The sequence below is a fragment of the Streptomyces sp. NPDC059897 genome, from assembly GCF_042730865.1.
Taxonomy (GTDB): domain Bacteria; phylum Actinomycetota; class Actinomycetes; order Streptomycetales; family Streptomycetaceae; genus Streptomyces.
Genome location: NZ_JBHWKQ010000045.1, coordinates 41,792 through 60,882, shown reverse-complemented (window position 1 = coordinate 60,882; position 19,091 = coordinate 41,792). Strand labels below are relative to the sequence as shown.

Below are 19,091 nucleotides of genomic sequence, written 5' to 3'. Positions count from 1 at the left end.
GGGGCGCCCGGGGTCGTTCCCTTCCCCAATTTTTCCTTTTCCCCCATCCCTTCGGGGGCCCCCCCCCCCCCCCGCGGGGCCCGCCCCTCTACGTAGTGCGGTGTCTGCGCTTCTACGTAGTGCGGTGTTTTCGCTCGCTCAACCCTTGGCCGTGCAGGTGGTCAGGTCCGCCGTGTCGCCGTTGCGGATGTCCTTCAGTGCGTCCATCGCGTCGTCCAGGGTGTTCACCTTGACCAGCGTCAGCCCGTCCGGGGTGTCCTTGGCCGCGGTGGCGCAGTTGTCCTTGGGCGTCAGGAAGTACTGGGCGCCCTTGTCGCGCGCGGCGACGGTCTTCATGCCGATGCCGCCGATGGGGCCGACCTTTCCGGTCTCGTCGATCGTGCCGGTGCCGGCCACGAACTTGCCGCCGGTCAGGTCGTCGGAGGTGAGTTTGTCGACGATGCCGAGGGAGAACATCAGGCCCGCGCTCGGACCGCCCACGTCGGCGAGCTTGATGTCGATCTCGAACGGGAAGGTGTGGTCGGTCCCCGCCTGGATGCCGACGATCGCGCGGTCGTCCTCGGCCTTCTCCGTCTTGATCGTCACGTTCTCCGTGCGGGTCGCCTCCTTGCCGGCCTTCTCGGCGGCGGCCGCCTCCTTGACGGGCACGACCGTGAAGACGACGTTCTCGCCCGGCTCGTGCTTGGTGACGAGCTTGGCGACGTCGGTGGGCTTGGTGACCTTGGTGCCGTCGACGGCTTTGATGACATCACCGGCGTGCAGCCTGCCCTGGGCCGGGCTGTCCTTGACGACACTGGAGACGATCACCCAGGACTTCACGGGGATGCCCAGCTCCTGGAGCGCCGCCACCTTGGCGCTCTCCTGGGACTGGCTGAACTCCTCGGCGTTCTGCTGCGAGGACTGCTGCTCGGTCTGGCCGTCCGGGTAGAGCGTCTCGTGCGGCACCACGATGCTGTCGTGCGCGAGCCACCCGTAGACGGCCGACACCAGGTTCATGTTGTAGTCGGCGCTGGTGACACGGACCGTCGTCATGTTCAGGTGGCCCGACGCGTCGTACGTCTTGTGCCCGTTGATCTGGATGACGGGTTCGCCGCCGTGGTCCCCGAGCGTGTTCACCGTCGGTCCCGGCGACATCTCCGCGTAGGGCACTTTGATGAGTACCCCCGCGCACAAGAGCGCGATCAGAATCAGGGTCGAGGCGAGCATCGTCGCAGTGCGGCGTGGCATGGAACGACAGTACGGGACGACCCTGTCGGCGCACCTGTGGGGCCGGGCCCGTCAGGTGCCCTGGTGCGACTTCTCCATCGCCTCGCGGAAGCGCGCGTAGCCACTGAGTTCGGTGACGTCACCGGTCTTGTGGCGTTGCCGGCCGGCCCAGATGCCCCAGAACCCGGCAGCCACCGCAGCGACAACCGGAATGAGCAACCACAGGAGCGCTGCCATGCCGACCTCCCGACCCCATGAGCGACTGCCACTGACGTATCAGCAGATTAACCATCCGCAGTCCCAACGCTCGCCGCAGGGGGGCGGTTACGCAACTGGAGCCTCAGCAGGCTCCCACCCACTCCTCCGTCCCGTCCGAGAACGTCTGGTGCTTCCAGATGGGCACTTCGTGCTTGAGGTCGTCGATCAGCTTGCGGCAGGCCTCGAAGGCCTCTCCGCGGTGCGGGCAGGACACGGCGACGACGACCGCGAGATCGCCCACGGTCAGGTCTCCGACGCGGTGCACGGCCGCCAGGGCGCGCACGGGGTACTCGGCGGCGACCTTCTCGGCGACGCGCCGCATCTCCGCCTCGGCGGTCGGATGGCAGGAGTAGCCCAGCTTGTCCACGTCGGCCCCGCCGTCGTGGTTGCGCACCGTCCCCACGAAGAGCGCGGTGCCTCCCGCGGCGTCGTCGCCGACCGCCGTGAAGACCTCGTCCACGGAGAGCGGCGTGTCACGGATGGCGAGCAGCTTGATGGGGTCCTGTGCCGCGTGCTCGCCGGGGTGCTCGTGCTGGGTGGGTGCCATGCCCTCATCGTGCCGCACGCCGCCGACAACCGTGAATAGCGTTTTCGACCGGCACGCGCGCGTGGTGGCTTGGAGCCTCCTACAGGTGGGCCGTGCGGGCGGGCGTGTCAGATGCGCCGTCGCGCCTTCCGTACCCGCCGCACCACGGCCGCCGTGCCCAGCAGTGCGACCGTCGCGCCCGCGGCACCGGCCGCCGTCGCGTCCTTGCGGCCGAGGCGTCGGCCCGCCACGGTGCGCCGGCCCGCGACCTCCTCGAGCAGTTCCGTGAGGACCTCCTCGTTGGTCCACTGGGGACGCCAGCCGGATTCGTGCAGCCTGCTCCCGCTGACCACCCACGGGTACATCGTGTAGGCGAGATCGCCCGCCGGGGACGGCGTCAGGCCGATCCGGTGCAGCCGGGCAGCCGCGCCCAGGGCGACGGCGGAGGGCAGCTCCATGCGCCGGATGCCGCTGAGCTCCTCGACCTCCTCCTGCTCCAGCCAGCCGTCGCAGCCGACCGCGAGTTCTCCGTCGACCCGCTCCAGGGCGGCGTGCTCCAGCGCACTGCACAGGTCGTCCACGTGGCAGAACTGCCAGGCGGGCCGCGAACCGGCCACCACCAGGAGGCGCGGTGATTCGAAGTACCGGGTGAGCGCCGTGTCCGTGCCGCCGACGAGCACCGCCGGGCGCACCACCGTGACGTTCAGACCGGGATGCGCGCGCGGGGCGCGGCGGGCGAGCCGCTCGACCTCCAGGAGGTCGCCGACCCCGGTCGCCTCCGCGGTGGCGCGCAGCTCCGCGTCCTCGGCGAGCGGCAGCTCGTTGTCCTCGAGGGCCCCGTAGACCATCGTCGAGGTGCACAGGACGACGCGGTGCACGCCCGCGGCGGCCGCGGCGGTGAGCACCGTCTGGGTGCCCCGCACGTTGTACGCGGTGCGGGCCGCGGGGTCGGACTCCAGGTCGAGGTCGAGGGCCAGGTGCACGACGACGTCGGCGCCGCGCAGCTTCTCGGCGATGGCCGGGTCCCGCACGTCCAGGACGTGCCAGGTCGCGGACGTGCACTCGCCGCGCCGCTCGTCGATGGCCAGGACCTGCTTGATCTCGTCCGACGCGGCGAGCCGCTCGGTGAGCAGGGCGCCGATGCCGGACGCGGCACCGGTGACCGCGACGACGGGGCCGCGGACGGCTGAACGGGATGCGGGGTTTCGCGCTGCGCGAACCTGCGGATCTGGGGAACTCACCAGGCGTCTCCAGCGGTTGTCTTCAGTACGTACCTGTATGACGCGTACGTACCAGGAGGCATCCATCCTGCCGCAGGCCATTCGTCGGCGAAGCACTGAGGCCCGATCCGGTCATGGTGTCTACGCTGGGTGTGTAGTCGGGCAGTCGCCGCCGGGCCCAGAAACCGGCGGCCCAACCAGCCGAGGAATCCCGTGAGTGACACCCCATTCGGTTTCGGCCTTCCGCCGGAGGAGCCGGAAGACGGCGACGAGGGCAAGAAGAAGGACCAGCAGGGCGGTGGCGGTCAGGGACCGGCCGGCCCGTTCGGATTCGGGTTCCCGGGCCTGCCCGGCGCGGGCGGCCCGGGAGGCGAGGGCGGGGACAACCCGTTCGCGGCCATGTTCGGCTCGATGAATCCGAACGATCTGGGGGCGGCCTTCCAGCAGCTCGGACAGATGCTCTCCTACGAGGGCGGCCCGGTGAACTGGGACATGGCCAAGGACATCGCCCGCCAGACCGTCTCGCAGGGCACGCAGGACGGCGTGAAGGACGCCAGCGTGGGCCCCGCCGAGCGCACCGCGGTCGAGGAGGCCGTGCGCCTGGCCGACCTGTGGCTGGACGACGCGACGTCGCTGCCTTCGGGCGCGCACTCGTCGGTGGCCTGGAGCCGCGCCGAGTGGGTCGAGGCGACCCTCCCGGTGTGGAAGGAGCTCGTCGACCCCGTCGCCGAGCGCGTCGGCATGGCCATGGGCGACGTGCTGCCCGAGGAGATGCAGGCCATGGCGGGCCCGCTGATCGGCATGATGCGCTCCATGGGCGGCGCCATGTTCGGCCAGCAGATCGGGCAGGCCATCGGCGTGCTCGCGGGCGAGGTCGTCGGGTCCACGGACATCGGACTGCCCCTGGCCCCGGCCGGCAAGGCCGCGCTGCTGCCGCTGAACATCGAGTCGTACGGCAAGGACCTCGGCGTCCCCATGGAGGAGGTCCGCCTCTACCTGGCGCTGCGCGAGGCGGCCCACCAGCGGCTGTTCTCGCACGTGCCGTGGCTGCGCTCGCACCTGTTCGGCGCGGTCGAGGGGTACGCGCGCGGGATCAAGGTCGACACCTCGAAGCTGGAGGACGTGGTCGGCCAGTTCGACCCGCAGAACCCCGAGCAGATCCAGGAAGCGCTCCAGCAGGGCATGTTCCAGCCGGAGGACTCCCCGGAGCAGAAGGCCGCTCTGGCCCGCCTGGAGACGGCTCTCGCGCTCGTCGAGGGCTGGGTCGACGCAGTGGTCCACGCGGCCGCGAAGCCGCGCCTGTCGTCCGCCGACGCGCTGCGCGAGACGCTGCGCCGCCGCCGTGCGACCGGCGGCCCGGCGGAGCAGACGTTCGCGACGCTGATCGGCCTGGAGCTGCGTCCGCGGCGCCTGCGTGACGCCTCGCGCCTGTGGGCCTCGCTCACGGACGCGCGCGGTGTGGACGGGCGTGACGGCCTGTGGGCGCACCCGGACATGCTGCCGACGGCGTCCGACCTGGACGACCCGGACGGCTTCGTGCACCGTGACGAGCAGCTGGACTTCTCCGAGATCGACAAGATGCTCGGCGAGGCCGCGAGCGGCCGCTCCACCGAGAAGCCCGACCTGAAGAAGGACCAGGGCGACCAGGGCGACCAGGGCGAGGACGGCAAGAGCGAGGGCGACTCCGACAAGTGAGCCTGTACGACGACACGGTCCTCGTGCTCAAGAGCTACGAGGACCAGCCGGACCTGCGCCAGGCCTACCTGGACCATCTGTCGGAGCACGGCGCCGACGGCCTGTGGAAGCCCTGCACCGCGGGGCACATCACGGCGAGCGCCCTGGTCGTCGACCCCGCGCGCGGGCGCGTGCTGCTCACGCTCCACAAGAAGCTGCAGATGTGGCTCCAGATGGGCGGGCACTGCGAGCAGGGCGACCCGACGCTGCGGGCGGCGGCCCTGCGGGAGGCGACGGAGGAGTCGGGCATCCCCGGCCTCGCCCTCCTCGAGGGCGGCCCGGTCCGCCTGGACCGGCACCCGATTCCGGGGCCGTGCACCCAGCACCTGGACGTGCAGTACGCGGCGCTCGCCCCGGCGGACGCCACGGAAGCGATCAGCGACGAGTCCCTGGACCTGCGCTGGTTCGGCTACGACGAGGTGGCGGGCGTCGCCGACGCGTCCGTCGTCCGTCTCGTGGAAGCCACGCGAGCGCGACTCTGAGGCTCTCGATCTGAGGTTTTCGACGTGTAAGGGGCGGTCGCCCATGGCGACCGCCCCTTACACATGCTCTTACGGAGGCGTCAGCTCCAGACGTTGCCCTGGTTCTGGCCGCGGGCGCCCTGCTGCCCCACGCCGTACTGCGCGGCGAGGCCACCGCCGACCGCCGCGTGCTGCGGCGGCAGCATCTCGCTGGGCTGGACGAGCGCGTAACCGCTGCCCATGAAGCTGAGCTCCCAGCCCTCGCCGGTGTTGCCACGGCGCCGCCAGACACCCGAGGAATGCGTCTGCGCCTGCATCTGCACCCGCAGCCCGGTGGACCAGGCGACGATGGCGTCCGCGTCGGCGTTGACGTACTGGTCGGGCGTGACCTGGAGCATCAGCGGCTGGCCCGACGTCATCAGCGCAACCTTGCCGTGCCCGGTGATGTTGAGCTGGTACTTGCCCGAGCCGGAGATGCCGAACTGGCTGTCCACAGCGATGACTTCGTGGTGCAGCGAGGAGTCCATCGCCAGCACGTAGCTGCTGTCGACGGTCAGGCCGTCCTGTTCGACATCCACTACGTGGATGTACTGGGCGAGGTTCGCCAGGTAGACGGTGCCCTGCCCGTGGCAGCGCATCAGGCTGAGACCCTCGCCGGTGTGCGCGCGGGTGCGCTGCTGTCCGGCGCTCTGGTACTCGCCGTCGAACTCCATCAGCCCCTGGTAGGCGACCATCGCGCCCTTGCGGGCGAGGATGTCGTCGTGGCCTTCCAGGGCGACCCGCAGCATCTGCGGGTTCTGCACCGTGTAGCGCTCCTGAGTCTGTTGCTCGGTGTGCGCGAAAAGCGGACTCTGCATGGTGTTCCTCGCTCCCCTCAGCCCCGGGCCCGGAGACGGTCGGTGCTGTCCTCACTGGGCTGTACGACGACGATGCCTTCCCCGGAGAAGCCCATCTGGTAGGCCTCGCCACTGCCGCGCCCGATGAGCGAACTGGCCCTGAAGCTGCGCTTGCCCTTCACCTTCAGACTCGGCGACCAGGCGATGAGCGCGTCGGGGTCCACATAGGTCTCGTCCTCGCCGCGGCCGCAGTCGACCACGATGGGAGTGCCGCGGGAGGTCAGCGCGACGTGTCCCTGACCGCCGACCGTGATGTTCCACAGGCCCTGCCCGGTGAACTTGGCGAGGCCCTTCACGCGCTCGACGCCCCACTGAAGGTGTGCGTCGAAGGCGAGGAGGTTCGTGCCGTTGACGGAGATCGACTCGCCACCGAGGTTGATGACGACGACGTCGGCGCCGTAGTCGGCGAGGTAGAGCAGGCCGTCGCCGGAGCACTTCATGAGAGGCGCCCCCTCGCCCGTGATCCAGTCACGGGCGACCTGGCGGACGGCGGGCGGGTTGGGCTCGTACTGGACGAACCCTTCGTAGGCGACCATCGAGCCCACGCGCGCGAAGAGGTCGTTTCCGGTCTGCATGGCGACCTTCAGCATGTTGCTGCCGTGGTTCTCCATGCGGGCGGCTACCGGGGTCGGGGCGAAGCCCGCGAGCGGCTGGTTCATGACGGGCTCCCTCAGACCTCGTACGGCTGGACGACGATGAAGTTGCCGGGTGCGCCCCGGAACTGCAGGTTGACGCCTTCGCCGCTGTCGCCCGGGTAGGCGTTGCGGCGCATGCGGACCTGGTTGGACACGATCGCCTGCGCGGCCGCGGACCAGGCCACGACCGCGTTGGAGTCGGCGAACGTGGTGGGCGTGACCGGCAGCACGACGGGCGTGCCGTGGGTCTTCACGACGACCGTGCCAGTGCCCTGGAACTGGAGCACGAACAGGGCTCCTCCGGGGATGCCATGCCCTTCGATCCTGCGCACTTCGTGCTGCAGGCTCTCGTCGAACGCGAGGACGTTCTCCGCGGAGACGCAGATCGAGTCTCCCTGCAGCTCGATGGGGTGCACGTGGGTGGCCTCTTCCGCGAAGAAGACCTGGCCGCGGCCGGTGCAGCGCATCAGCTGCATCTCCTGGCCGGTGGCGTTGCCCACGATGCGGCCGGCGAACCCGGCGCCCTTGTAGCTGAACTCGACCTTGCCCTGGTAGAGCACCATGCTGCCCTGGCGGGCGAGGACGGGCTGGTCCCCGCTCGCGCCGAGGTCGACACGGATCAGCTTCTTGTTCTGGAGCGTCCAGCGCTGCCCCGTGGGGGCCTCGCGGTACTTCTCCAGGGCGGCGGCCACGCCCGGCGCGGCGGCCTGCTGCGGGATGCCCTGCGGGGCCGGCGCCTGACCGAAGACCGGCTGGGCCTGGGGCGCGGGAGGCTGCTGCCCGAAGCCCTGCGGAGCGGGCGGCGTCTGGGGCTGCTGGCCGTAGCCGGGCGGCAGCGTCGCGCCCCCTTGGCCGGGGACCTGGCCGAACTGCGGCTGCTGGGGCGGCTGCTGTTCGAACTGGCCCGGAGCGCTCGGCACCGGGGGCGGCGGCGGGACCGTGCCGGGCGGCGTGGCGAGCGGGGCGGCGATGGTGGGCGCCGCGTGCACCGAAGGCGCGGGGGTCGGCGGGGGCGTGGGTGCCTGCGCCGGGGCGGGGTGCTGCGGCATCGGCTCGGGGGCCGGGGCCGGCGCGGGGGCCGGAGCAGGCGCCGCCGGGGCCGCGGGCGCCGCGAAGGACGGCGGTGCGGCGGCCTGTGCGGGGGCCGCGAAGCCGGGAGCCGCGAAGCCGGGGGCCGCGTCCTGCTGCGGCGCGGCGGCGGGCTCCTCCTCCGCGACCTCGCCACCGAAGTTCCTCAGCAGCGCGTCCAGGCCACCGTCGAAGCCCTGCCCGACAGCGGCGAACCGCCACACGTCCTTCAGATAGAAATCGCCCAGCATCACCGCGCGCTCGGTGGAGAACTCCCCACCATCGAAGGAATACCGCGCGACTTCCTCACCCCCGGCGACGATACGAATGTATCCGGGAGCGACCTGCGACATCTGTCCCGCACCGTCGATGGTCGCGGTGAACGAAAGCTTTTGGATGTTCGCGGGGATCTTCTCGAGTGTGACGCGGAAGGATTCCGTGTCCCCGGCCTGAGCGCCGAGCAGCTGCACGGACTCCTCGGGCGTTTTCGGCTGGTTGAAGAAGACGAAGTACCGGTCGTCGGACAACCGCTCCTCGGCGTCGAGGCCGAAGCAGCTGATGTCGAAGCTCAGTCCGGGGCCGGTGATCTGTACACCCACGTACAGATCCGTGCCTGCGGTGAGGTCACTGATCTTGGCCTTGTGGCCGCGTTGGAATTCCCTGGCCATGCGTAACGACCGTCCCCCATCCCGAAGGTGATTGCGTCGCGCCAGGCTATCCGCAATCACCGACACCGAGAGAAGTCGGTACACCCCTGGTACAGAAGTCGCGTGGGAAGTGGATCAGTCGCCGCGCGCGGCGGGCAGATGCGGGAGCCGTTCGGCCGCGACCACTCCTTCGAGATATCCGCGCGCCCGCTCCGTGCGCGGATACGCCTCCAGGAGCCTCCAGAACCGCGGCCCGTGCCCGGGGACCAGCAGATGCGCCAGCTCGTGGATGAGCACGTAGTCGACGACGTACTCGGGCATCCCCTGCAGCCGGTGGGAGAGCCGGATACTGCCCTCCGCCGGAGTGCACGAGCCCCATCGGGTGTTCTGGTTCGTGACCCATCGCACCGAAGCGGGGCGGGCCTTCCCCTCGAGGTACTGGTCCGACAGGCTCTCCGCGCGGTCCGCCAACTCGGTGTCGCCGAGCACCCGCTTGCTCTCCTGGGCGGCGAGCTTGTCGAGCATGACGCCCACCCAGCGCTTCTCCTCGGCCTCCGACATGCGCGCCGGGATGAGCACCACGGTGCGATCGCCCTCGCGGTACGCGGACACGGTCCTGCGACGCCGGGAGCTTCTGCGCACCTCGACCGCGCTCGCCCCCAGGCCGCCTGAGGGCGGGCTGGTCGTGCTGCGCTGCGTCTTCGTGGCACGGTGCAGTGGGTCGGCGGACACGCCCCGACGTTACCCGCTGGACCGTGCGGAAGTCCCGCCTCCGGAAGTCTTCGGTGCGGCCCCGCGAGCCGCCTCTCGATTAGTACGACTATCACCCACAGCCTGTGGACAACTTTCCGCACGGATCCGGCCGCCCGGGCATGCTGGCGGTCGATCGACGGGAACGACACCGTCGGCACAGCACGGGGGACAGTCATGCATCCGATCCTGAAACCGGCCCTGCGGCGCGGCTGGCACGACCTGAACACGGTGCAGTTCGGGCTGACGCCGGCGCACGCGGTGGTACTCGGCCCGGTCGACACGGCCACCGGCAGCTTTCTGGCACTGCTCGACGGCACGCGCGGGGTCCCGCTCCTGCGCGAAGAGGCCCAGCGGATGGGACTTCCGGACGGGCACGTGGACGCGCTGTTGGAGCGGCTGAGCGGAGCCGGGCTCCTCGACGACGCGACCGGCGGCGGCACACCCGCCGCGGAACTGCGCAAACAGACGCGCGTGATGGATCGGCTCCGCCCCGACCATGCCGCTCTGACGGTCACGACATCGGAACCGGCCGAAGCGATACTGAAGTTGACGGCCCGGCGCGCGATGCGGGTCCAGGTAAGAGGCGCCGGACGAGTGGGCGCGATCATCGCCTCGGTGCTCGCGGCCGCGGGCGTCGGCCACGTCGACGTGCGGGACGGCGGCTGCGTCGAGCCGTGGGACGTGGCGCCGGGCGGACATCCGGTGGAGGCGACGGGCGAGCGCCGGGACGTGTCCGCCCGCCGGACGGCGCGCTCGATGGCGCCGGCCCGGCCACCGCGTCCCGACCGGCGCGGCTCGGCCCCCACCCGCCTCGCGGAGCCGGACCCCGAAGCGCCCCCGCTCACCCTCGTGATCATCGCTCCGCGTGACGGGCTGGCGGTCCACTCCCCCGCCCCGGCCGCGGTCGAGGACCTGCTGGCGGCCGGCGTTCCCCATCTGTACGCGGGCGTCGTCGAGGCCACCGGTGTGGTCGGACCGTTGGTGCTGCCCGGTGGTACGGGCTGCGCGCACTGCTTGCTCCTCAGGCGCACGGACCGCGATCCCACCTGGCCGCGACTGCTCGCCCAGTGGAGTTCGGGGCATGCCGGCCGTCAGGTGCAGGCCTGCGACCTGGGCCTCGCCACCGCCGTCGCGGGCCTCGCCGCGGCACATGGGCTGGCCTTCCTCGACGGAGAGTTGCCGTCGAGCACGGGGGCCCGGTGGGAGGCGGCCGCGCCGGGCCTCGACTGGCACGCACGACCGGTGTGGCCACATCCGCGGTGCCCGTGCGGTGCGGGTGAGAGAGGTAACGGGCAGGAGGTCTCCGTGGACGCAGTGCCGCACGACACAATGGCGGGGTAGGCAATGGCTGTCGGCACCACGGCACCGAGCGTGCGCGGCATGGCTGTTCGGCATTTGGAGGGGTGTATGTCTGATCTTCCCCGGAAGGCGGTTACCCGTACCGCCAAGCTGGCAGCGCTGCCGATCGGCTTCGCGGGTCGCGCGACCTGGGGCATCGGCAGACGCATCGGCGGCAAGTCCGCCGAGCTCGTCGGGCGCGAACTGCAGCAGCGCACGGCGGAGCAGCTGTTCAAGGTGCTCGGGGAACTCAAGGGCGGGGCCATGAAGTTCGGGCAGGCGCTGTCCGTCTTCGAGTCCGCCCTCCCGGAGGATGTCGCGGGCCCGTATCGCGCCGCCCTGACGAAGCTTCAGGAGGCCGCGCCTCCGATGCCGACCCGCACCGTGCACGCGGTGCTCGACGAGCGACTCGGCGAGCAATGGCGCGAGCTGTTCCTCGAGTTCGACGACAAGCCCTCGGCCGCCGCGTCGATCGGGCAGGTGCATCGCGCCGTGTGGCACGACGGCCGCGAGGTCGCCGTGAAGGTGCAGTACCCGGGGGCGGGCGAGGCCCTGCTGTCGGACCTCGGCCAACTGAGCCGCTTCGCGCGCCTGTTGGGGCCGCTGGTCCCGGGCATGGACATCAAGCCGCTCATCACCGAGTTGCGCGACCGGGTCTCCGAGGAGCTGGACTACGCGCTGGAGGCCCAGGCCCAGCGGGCCCACGCGGAGGAGTTCGACGAGGACCCCGATGTCGTGGTGCCGCACGTGGTGCACCAGTGCGAGCAGGTACTGGTGACGGAGTGGATCGACGGGACGCCGCTCGCCGAGATCATCGACAACGGCAGCGAGGACGAGCGTGATCGCGCGGGTCAGCTGCTGGCCCGCTTCCTGTTTTCGGGTCCCGCGCGCACGGGCTTGCTGCACGCGGACCCCCATCCGGGCAACTTTCGGCTGCTGCCGGACGAGAAGGGCGGCTGGCGCCTCGGCGTCCTCGACTTCGGCACGGTCGACCGGCTGCCCGGCGGTCTGCCCGAGCCGATCGGTGTCTCCCTGCGCAGGACGCTGGACGGTGAGGCGGAAGCGGTCTACGAGCTGCTCTGCGAAGAGGGCTTCGTCAAGGAGTCGATCGAGCTCGAACCGGACGCTGTGCTCGATTACTTGCTGCCGATCATCGAGCCGGCCCGCGTCGACGCCTTCACGTTCACCCGCTCCTGGATGCGCAATCAGGCCGCCCGGATAGCCGATCCCCGCTCCCCCGCCCATCAGCTGGGCAAGCAGCTCAACCTGCCGCCTGCGTATCTGCTGATACATCGGGTGACGCTCAGCACGATCGGGGTGCTGTGTCAGCTCGGGGCCACCGTGCGGCTGCGGGACGAGCTGGAGGCGTGGCTGCCGGGCTTTGCCCCCGGCGATCCGGCGCGGGCCGAGGAGTGGCCGGCGGCGGAGGCCTGATCACCGCCTTGTCACCACCAGTCGGAGTCGAGCCGTCCCTCGATGGCCCTGATGTTCTCCCGGGCGCAGGCGTCGCAGAAGTACCGTCGGGTGCCGCCCTCGACGGAAAATGTCCAGGTCAGCGGCAGTTCCCGGACTGTCGTGCCGCACCGTGCGCACGCGAGGGGCTGATGGTCGGGCTGCTTCGCGGAGTCCCCGCCAGGAAGAGACGTCACCCGGCGACGATAACGCGATGAGCCGATGAACGCCGGGCGCCACACGCCTCGGGGGCCGGTCCGCTTCGGACCGGCCCCCGAGGAAGCAGCCGCGCAGTCGCGGCGATATTCGACGAACCGGATCGACGGCTCGGTTACTGCATGACGGCCTGGGCGAGCGCACGCCGGGCGCGCAGCGAAGCGCGCTCGGCACGGCGCTGCATCCGGCGGGCGGTGGCCAGGCGCACGGCCCGGCGTTCGCTCTCGGCCGCCCTCAACTGATCGTGCATATGCGCACGAGCCAGGGCTTCTGGGATGAGTTGCATCTGACGGGTCCTGTTCTGGCGCGACTCGTTCGCGCCGGCGGTGGTGAAGTCTGGGATCGCGGAGCCTTCGGGCTCGCTCGTGAACGGCTTCATCGGGGCCTGCTTCTTGGGGTCGTGCGTGAGGGGGCGGTCGATCGTTCCGGGGGTGTTCATGCCACGACCGGGTTCTTGCGCGGGCGGCCACGCGGCCGCTTCCGGGCGACGACGACGCCCTGGACGAACAGCTCGCCGCCCCAGACGCCCCACGGCTCACGCCGCTCCTTGGCGCCGGCGAGGCAGGCCTCCATCAGCGGGCAGGTACGGCAGAGGGACTTGGCGTACTCGACATCCGCCGGCGACTCGGCGAAGAAGACCTCGGGGTCATAGGCACGGCAGGGGACGGGCACGTCGAGGTTCTCGATGGCGTCGTCGAGCGCGGTGAGCGCGGTCAGCGGGTTCAAGGTGGAGTCCTCCGTGGACACGGGCGGGGAAAGAGGGCGTGAAGGCGGTACTGACGGGGCGTGCGCTTCGAGTTGCACGGTGTCTTCTTCCTCGTCTGGTCGTCCGGCCGGTGGGCCGGTTGGTGGCGGTACCGGGTTCTTTTCTTGTCCCGAGGTCCCTTCGCTCTGGTTCCTCGGAAGATCGCTGGGTCTTCCGGGAAAACAGAAGGGCCGCGGATCCCGGGTGGGGTTCCGCGGCCCTGAAGGCGCCTGTCTGATCGTCGATCAGACTGGATCACTCCAGGGTTCGAGCCCACGGAAGGCCCACATCGTGTGGTGCTGCGTCGTCTGCTTCCGGAATCCGGCACCGGCCGCCGCAAAGGCATAGGCCTGAGCCTGTGCCGTCGCTACTGCTTCCGGTGCCTTCGTCGGTCGCTCATTGCGCTCGCGGATGGGAAGACCCGCGAGGGACAGGCCGGACTCCGGACGCATGGCGGAGACGCCAGACAGACCGGTGCCCGGGTTCGAGGAGCCGAGCAGGCAGGAAGCGACGACCGAGAGATCGGTCATTTTGGCGGTGCTGATGGAGCTGGCGTTGATGCTGATCACTGGAATCGCCTCCTCTCGGCGTCTCGGGGACCGGTGCGAACCGGTCCGACGGCTTTCAAGTACAACACGGAACCAGGGCCTCCGAGAAGGCCGCTGCTTTCGTGCTTTAGAACCTATGGGGATTGTTGGGGCATGCGCAAACTATTTTTTCGACGAGTTCGCATCAGTCCTCCCCCGGCGCCTCATCGTTCTGATCGTCAATCGTCTGACCTGCGCAAATAGCCAGAACGTCGGATCCGTACGTCCGAAACTTCCGCCGCCCGACACCAGGGATGCGGGACAGTTCGGCCGCGTCCTCGGGGGCGGACTCGGCGATCGCGATCAAGGTCTTGTCCGTGAAGACGCAGAACGCGGGCTGCCCGAGGCCCGCCGCGGTGCGACCGCGCCACTCGATCAGGCGCTCGTACAGCCCCTCGTCCATGTCCGACGGGCAGTCCTCACAGCGCATCAGCTTCATCTCCGCGGCCTCGAGGGTGCGCCCGCACACGCGGCAGCGGGCCACCTTCCGGTCGCCCCTGGGACGCGTGGTGCCGCCGGGCGGCTCGCGGGTGGCGGTACGGGTTCCGAACTCGATGCCGCCACGCCCCACGCTCGCCGCGCGCCCCGCCGCGCCCTTCGAGCCCGGCCGCAGCCCGTCCAGGAACCGGCTCGGCCTGCGGGTCGGGCGGCCGCCCGGCGAGCGGGACAGCGCCCAGGAGAGGCCGAGATGGCGCCGCGCGCGGGTCACCCCGACGTACAGGAGGCGTCGCTCCTCCTCGATCTGCTCGTCGGTCTTGGCGTAGGTGATCGGCATCATGCCCTCGGCGAGGCCGACCAGGAACACCGCGTCCCACTCGAGGCCCTTCGCCGCGTGCAGCGAGGCGAGGGTGACGCCTTCCACGGTCGGGGCGTGCTGAGCGCTCGCCCGCGCGTCGAGTTCCGCCACGAACGCGCTCAGGGGAGCGGTGGGCTCGGCTCTCGCGAGGTCCTCCGCGAGCCGGGCGATCGCGGCGAGCGACTCCCAGCGGTCGCGCACGGCACCGGACCCCGCCGGCGGTTCGCTGGTCCAGCCCGCCCCGGACAGCACGGCCCTGACCTGGGAGGGCAGATCGACGGCCTCGTCGAGTCCCGCGTCGTTGTCACCGAAGCGGGCCGCCGCGCGCAGCTCGTGATGTGCCTTGCGCACCTCCGCCCGCTCGAAGAAGCGCTCGGCGCCGCGCAGCTGGTAGGGCACGCCCGCGTCGGCGAGGGCCTGCTCGTAGATCTCCGACTGCCCGTTCGTGCGGAACAGGATCGCGATCTCGCCGGCGGACACTCCGGCGTCGATCAGCTCCCGGATGCGGCCCGCTGCGCCTTCGGCCTCGGAGGGCTCGTCCGCGTACTCGATGTAGGTCGGCTCGGGGCCCGCCTCGCGCTGCGAGATCAGTTCCAGGCGATGCTCGGCGGCACGACCGCTCGCCCTGGTCAGGACGCCATTGGCGAGGTGCACGACCTGGGGCGATGAGCGGTAGTCGCGGACCAGCTTGACGACCGTGGCACCGGGGTGGCGCGTGCGGAAGTTCAGCAGATGGTCGGGGGTGGCCCCGGTGAAGGAGTAGATCGTCTGGCTGGCGTCGCCCACCACGCAGAGGCTGTCGCGCTCGCCGAGCCACAGGTCGAGCAGGCGCTGCTGGAGCGGGCTGACGTCCTGGTACTCGTCGACGACGAAGTGCTGGTACTGGGCGCGGACCTGCTCGGCGATGTCCTGTCGGTCCTGGAGGATGCCGACGGTGAGCAGCAGCACGTCCTCGAAGTCGATGACGGAGCGGTCCCGCTTGAGCGTCTCGTACGCGGAGTAGATCTGGGCGATCTCCGCAGGGTGCCGGGGGGCCTCACGGCCCGCCTTGTGCACCGCCGCGGCGTAGTCGCCGGGGACGGTCTGCGTGACCTTGGACCACTCGATCTCGGCGGTCACGTCGCGCAGCTCACCGCGGTCCAGGCGCAGCCGCGAGGCGGCAGCGGCGTCGGCGACGAGCTGGATCTTGCGGTCGACGAGCCGGGGCAGCTCCCCACCGACGGCCTTGGGCCAGAAGAACTGGAGCTGGCGCAGGGCAGCGGAGTGGAAGGTGCGGGCCTGTACTCCCACGGCACCGAGCTGCCTGAGCCGGCCGCGCATCTCACCGGCCGCGCGGTTGGTGAACGTGACGGCGAGGACAGTGTTGGGCTGGAGGATTCCCGCGCGGACGCCGTACGCGATGCGATGGGTGATCGCCCGCGTCTTGCCCGTGCCCGCGCCCGCGAGCACACACACCGGACCGTGCAGGGCCGTCGCCACGGCGCGCTGCTCGGGGTCGAGCCCCTCGAGCACCGCGTCGGCGGATTCAGGTACCTGCGGGAACAGGGTGGAGTGCGTTGCTGCTGTCACCCCGCCATGCTGCCAGGTCCGCGGGGACGGATGCGTCGCGTTGTCCACAGGTGCCGACCGTTAGTCGTACTAACGCGTTCGACGTGCGGGAATGGTCGCCGCGTCGCGTACGTTCGACTACTTGCGAACACGCATCCCCAGCCACCGAAGGAGCGCGAGGAAATGCCGGGCACTGTGACGATGTACAGCACCACGTGGTGCGGCTACTGCCAGCGGCTGAAGAAGCAGATGGACCGTGAGGGCATCGGGTACACCGAGGTCAACATCGAGCACGACCCGCAGTCCGCGGCCTTCGTCGAGAAGGCGAACGGCGGGAACCAGACGGTCCCCACGCTCCTCGTGGTGTCCGACAGCGGCGCCGAGTCGGTCATGACGAACCCCTCGCTGGCCCAGGTCAAGCAGGCCATGGCCGCCTGAGCCTGCCGGCCCCGACAGCGAACGGCCCCCGCCCATCCTTGGGTACGGGGGCTTTCCGCTGTTCACGGCCCGTGCGCGCCGCCCGCCGACGAGGTGCGCGCCCGGACGGCTCGCTCAGAGCGCGTCGCTGGGCTTCGGCAGCGGCTTGCCGTACCAGAGCTCGATCAGCCGGGCCGCGATCGAGATCCCGTAGGGGGGCATGACCTCGCCCGAGTCGAAGGCGGTCCGCAGGTCCTCGCGGGAGAACCAGCGCGCCTCATGGATCTCGTCGCCGTCGACGTTGATCTCGAAGGACGTGGCGTGCGCCATGAAACCGAGCATGAGGCTGGACGGGAACGGCCAGGGCTGGCTGGCGACGTATTCGACGTCACCGACGACGACGCCCGCCTCTTCGAAGACCTCGCGGCGCACCGACTGCTCGATGGACTCGCCGGGCTCGACGAAGCCGGCGAGCGTCGAGAAGCGCCCTTCGGGCCAGTGCACCTGGCGGCCGAGCAGGATGCGGTCCTGCTCGTCCGTCACGGCCATGATCACGGCCGGGTCGGTGCGCGGGTAGTGCTCGGCCCCGCAGGCCGGGCAGCGGCGGATGTGGCCCGCGGCGGCGATGACGGTGCGTTCGCCGCAGCGGGAGCAGAAACGGTGCAGCCGCTGCCAGTTCTCCAGGGCGACGGCGTGCACCATGAGGCCGGCGTCCCGCTGCGAGAGGAGCATTCCGGCCTCGCGCAGGCCGGCCGGGCGCGCGGACTGGTCCATGCGCCCGGGAAGCGTGTCCTTCTGGAGCGCGAAGTAGCTGACGCCGTCCTCGTCGGTCCCCAGGAAGTAGCGGTGGGCCTCGGTGAGGGGCGCCTCGAAGGCCGGGGTCATGACCAGTTCCGTCGTGCCGTCCGCTGTCTCGTCGATCAGCGCCTGGCCGCCCGAGACCACGAAGACGCGGGTCGTGGGGTGGCTCCACGCGGCGGCGAGCCAGGCCTCGTCGAGGCGGTGGTGCGCCGCGCGGTCGATTCCGCTCGGTGCGGAGAGCGAGAGCGGTCGCGTTGCGGCGAGGTCGGCGGTTCGGTCGGTCCAGGTGGTCACGAGTGCTTCCAACTCCCCCGGTGGAAAGGGTGGTTCGGCGGGCGGTTCAACGAGGCGGGTGCGCGATGCCTCAATCAGTGTGCATCTGCCCAGCTCTCCGCGAGATCGCCCCACAGGTAGGCGGTTGTTTCGACACCCTTCATGAGGAGGTCGAGTTCGACCTTCTCGTTGGGCGCGTGCCAGCCGTCGGACGGCACGGAGATGCCCAGGAAGAGCACCGGGGCGTTCAGAACGTCCTGGAGGTCGGCCGCCGGACCCGAACCGCCCTCGCGCGTGAAGCGGATCTTCTGCTCGAAGGCCTGCCCCATGGCGCGGACGACGGACTTCAGCGCCGGGTGATCGAGCGGCGTGAAGCACGGGCGGGTGGCGGCCCCGAAGGTGACCGTGTGGCGGATACCCGCGGGCAGCTGCTCGGCCACCCAGGCGGTGACGGCCTTCTCGATGTGGTCCGGGTCCTGCCCCGCGACCAGGCGGAAGGAGAGCTTGAGCATCGCGGAGGACGGCACGATCGTCTTGCCGCCGGGGCCCTGGTAGCCGCCTCCGATGCCGTTGACCTCCGCGGTGGGGCGGGCCCAGATGCGCTCCAGGGTGCTGTGCCCGGCCTCTCCGTGGGTGGCACGGGACTTCGCCGTGCGCAGCCACTGCTCCTCGTCGAACGGGAGCTCCGCGAACAGCTCGCGCTCCCGGTCGGTGAGTTCCACGATGCCGTCGTAGAAGCCGGGGACGGCCACGCGCGCGTGCTCGTCGTGCAGCGCGGCCACGAGGCGGGCGGCCGCGGTCGCCGGGTTCGGGACGGCGCCGCCGAACGAACCGGAGTGGATGTCCTGGTCGGGTCCGTACAGCTCGATCTCGCAGTCGGCGAGGCCGCGCATACCGGTGCACACCGTAGGGGTGTCCTCGGACCACATGCCGGTGTCGGAGACGATCACGGCGTCCGCGGCCAGGCGCTCCTTGCGCTCCTCCACGAGGGCGCGGAAGTGCGGGGAACCCGATTCCTCCTCACCCTCGACGAGGAGCTTGAGGTTGACGGCGGGAGCGGTACGGCCGGTCGCGGCCAGATGCGCGCGCACGCCAAGGGTGTGGAAGAACACCTGCCCCTTGTCGTCGGCCGCCCCGCGCGCGTGGAGACGCTTCCCGATGACGACCGGCTCGAAGGGGTCGGTGTCCCAGCCGTCCTCGCGGGCGGCGGGCTGTACGTCGTGATGCCCGTAGACGAGGACGGTGGGGGCCTCGGGGTCGCCCGAGGGCCACTCGGCGAACACGGCGGGGGCGCCGGGCGTCTCCCACACCTCCGTGGTCGGGAAACCGGTCCCGGCGAGCTTCGCGGCGAGCCAGTCGGCGCTGCGCCGCACGTCCGGTGCGTGGTCGGGCTGGGCGGACACGGACGGGATCCGCAGCCATGCGGCGAGGTCGTCGAGGAACGCCTCGCGCTGGTTCTCGATGTACGCACGGACTGTGCTGACGGCAGTGTCAACGGGCTTGCTCATGGTCAC

Annotated in this window: 20 protein-coding genes; 5 read left to right on the top strand and 15 right to left on the bottom strand. The window is 70.7% G+C overall.

Translation table 11 applies throughout. The features are described 5' to 3' along the window. Window positions 1–138 precede the first annotated feature (138 nt). The 4 genes from ACFV9W_RS33160 to ACFV9W_RS33145 all read right to left on the bottom strand — a co-directional run bounded on the left by ACFV9W_RS33160 (window position 139) and on the right by ACFV9W_RS33145 (window position 3,231). Entirely contained in the window at window positions 139–1,227 is a 1,089-nt protein-coding gene (locus ACFV9W_RS33160) for a PDZ domain-containing protein (protein WP_385768646.1), read from the bottom strand. A 51-nt stretch (window positions 1,228–1,278) separates the two neighbouring features. Further along, window positions 1,279–1,443, bottom strand: coding sequence for a hypothetical protein (locus tag ACFV9W_RS33155; RefSeq protein WP_266713872.1), 165 nt, complete (start codon window positions 1,441–1,443; stop codon window positions 1,279–1,281). A gap of 103 nt (window positions 1,444–1,546) precedes the next feature. Then, entirely contained in the window at window positions 1,547–2,011 is a 465-nt protein-coding gene (locus tag ACFV9W_RS33150) for a molybdenum cofactor biosynthesis protein MoaE (protein WP_385768644.1), read from the bottom strand. A 107-nt stretch (window positions 2,012–2,118) separates the two neighbouring features. Then, window positions 2,119–3,231 (bottom strand): SDR family oxidoreductase, encoded by a 1,113-nt coding sequence (locus tag ACFV9W_RS33145; protein ID WP_385768642.1) that lies wholly within the window; start codon window positions 3,229–3,231, stop codon window positions 2,119–2,121. Window positions 3,232–3,423: 192 nt separating this feature from the next. Between ACFV9W_RS33145 and ACFV9W_RS33140 the strand changes: the two genes are divergently transcribed. Continuing rightward, window positions 3,424–4,905: a zinc-dependent metalloprotease gene (locus tag ACFV9W_RS33140; protein ID WP_385768641.1), complete on the top strand. Its 1,482-nt coding sequence runs from the start codon at window positions 3,424–3,426 to the stop codon at window positions 4,903–4,905. Further along, the gene (locus ACFV9W_RS33135; RefSeq protein ID WP_385768639.1) at window positions 4,902–5,426 is read left to right on the top strand and encodes an NUDIX hydrolase; all 525 of its coding nucleotides are present in this window, start codon (window positions 4,902–4,904) and stop codon (window positions 5,424–5,426) included. Before ACFV9W_RS33140 ends, ACFV9W_RS33135 begins: the two co-directional genes overlap by 4 nt. Before the next feature lie 80 nt (window positions 5,427–5,506). On the opposite strand, the gene ACFV9W_RS33130 is transcribed toward ACFV9W_RS33135, so the two are convergent. From ACFV9W_RS33130 to ACFV9W_RS33115, 4 genes are all read right to left on the bottom strand, one after another. Then, a complete protein-coding gene (locus ACFV9W_RS33130) occupies window positions 5,507–6,262 on the bottom strand; it encodes an AIM24 family protein (protein ID WP_385768637.1) in 756 nt (251 codons plus the stop codon). A 17-nt stretch (window positions 6,263–6,279) separates the two neighbouring features. After that, window positions 6,280–6,960, bottom strand: coding sequence for an AIM24 family protein (locus ACFV9W_RS33125; protein ID WP_385768635.1), 681 nt, complete (start codon window positions 6,958–6,960; stop codon window positions 6,280–6,282). Window positions 6,961–6,971: 11 nt separating this feature from the next. Further along, complete coding sequence (locus tag ACFV9W_RS33120; RefSeq protein ID WP_385768633.1) at window positions 6,972–8,672, bottom strand: TerD family protein; 1,701 nt, start codon at window positions 8,670–8,672, stop codon at window positions 6,972–6,974. Window positions 8,673–8,786: 114 nt separating this feature from the next. Continuing rightward, window positions 8,787–9,383: a M48 family metallopeptidase gene (locus ACFV9W_RS33115; RefSeq protein WP_385768631.1), complete on the bottom strand. Its 597-nt coding sequence runs from the start codon at window positions 9,381–9,383 to the stop codon at window positions 8,787–8,789. A gap of 195 nt (window positions 9,384–9,578) precedes the next feature. Here ACFV9W_RS33115 and ACFV9W_RS33110 point away from each other — a divergent pair, with 195 nt between their 5' ends. Together ACFV9W_RS33110 and ACFV9W_RS33105 are read left to right on the top strand one after the other, a co-directional pair. Further along, entirely contained in the window at window positions 9,579–10,745 is a 1,167-nt protein-coding gene (locus ACFV9W_RS33110; protein ID WP_385768629.1) for a TOMM precursor leader peptide-binding protein, read from the top strand. A gap of 66 nt (window positions 10,746–10,811) precedes the next feature. Next, window positions 10,812–12,176, top strand: a complete 1,365-nt coding sequence (locus tag ACFV9W_RS33105; protein WP_385768628.1) for an ABC1 kinase family protein — start codon at window positions 10,812–10,814, stop codon at window positions 12,174–12,176. Between the two features lie 11 nt (window positions 12,177–12,187). Here ACFV9W_RS33105 and ACFV9W_RS33100 read toward each other — a convergent pair whose 3' ends face one another. From ACFV9W_RS33100 to ACFV9W_RS33080, 5 genes are all read right to left on the bottom strand, one after another. Continuing rightward, window positions 12,188–12,391 (bottom strand): hypothetical protein, encoded by a 204-nt coding sequence (locus ACFV9W_RS33100; RefSeq protein WP_385768626.1) that lies wholly within the window; start codon window positions 12,389–12,391, stop codon window positions 12,188–12,190. Window positions 12,392–12,525: 134 nt separating this feature from the next. Continuing rightward, entirely contained in the window at window positions 12,526–12,849 is a 324-nt protein-coding gene (locus tag ACFV9W_RS33095) for a hypothetical protein (protein ID WP_385768624.1), read from the bottom strand. Next, entirely contained in the window at window positions 12,846–13,214 is a 369-nt protein-coding gene (locus tag ACFV9W_RS33090; protein ID WP_385768623.1) for a WhiB family transcriptional regulator, read from the bottom strand. The genes ACFV9W_RS33095 and ACFV9W_RS33090 overlap by 4 nt, the downstream gene beginning before the upstream one ends. A 186-nt stretch (window positions 13,215–13,400) precedes the next feature. Further along, the gene (locus ACFV9W_RS33085) at window positions 13,401–13,724 is read right to left on the bottom strand and encodes a hypothetical protein (RefSeq protein WP_385768621.1); all 324 of its coding nucleotides are present in this window, start codon (window positions 13,722–13,724) and stop codon (window positions 13,401–13,403) included. Window positions 13,725–13,887: 163 nt separating this feature from the next. Further along, window positions 13,888–16,107 (bottom strand): ATP-dependent DNA helicase UvrD2, encoded by a 2,220-nt coding sequence (locus ACFV9W_RS33080; protein WP_385768619.1) that lies wholly within the window; start codon window positions 16,105–16,107, stop codon window positions 13,888–13,890. 162 nt (window positions 16,108–16,269) lie between these two features. Between ACFV9W_RS33080 and ACFV9W_RS33075 the strand changes: the two genes are divergently transcribed. Then, the gene (locus ACFV9W_RS33075; protein WP_385768617.1) at window positions 16,270–16,524 is read left to right on the top strand and encodes a glutaredoxin domain-containing protein; all 255 of its coding nucleotides are present in this window, start codon (window positions 16,270–16,272) and stop codon (window positions 16,522–16,524) included. A gap of 114 nt (window positions 16,525–16,638) precedes the next feature. Here the strand turns inward: ACFV9W_RS33075 and nudC are convergent, their stop codons facing one another. Further along, window positions 16,639–17,598 (bottom strand): NAD(+) diphosphatase, encoded by a 960-nt coding sequence (gene nudC / locus ACFV9W_RS33070; protein ID WP_385768615.1) that lies wholly within the window; start codon window positions 17,596–17,598, stop codon window positions 16,639–16,641. Between the two features lie 74 nt (window positions 17,599–17,672). Further along, window positions 17,673–19,085, bottom strand: coding sequence for a dipeptidase (locus ACFV9W_RS33065; protein ID WP_385768613.1), 1,413 nt, complete (start codon window positions 19,083–19,085; stop codon window positions 17,673–17,675). Between the last annotated feature and the right edge of the window lie 6 nt (window positions 19,086–19,091).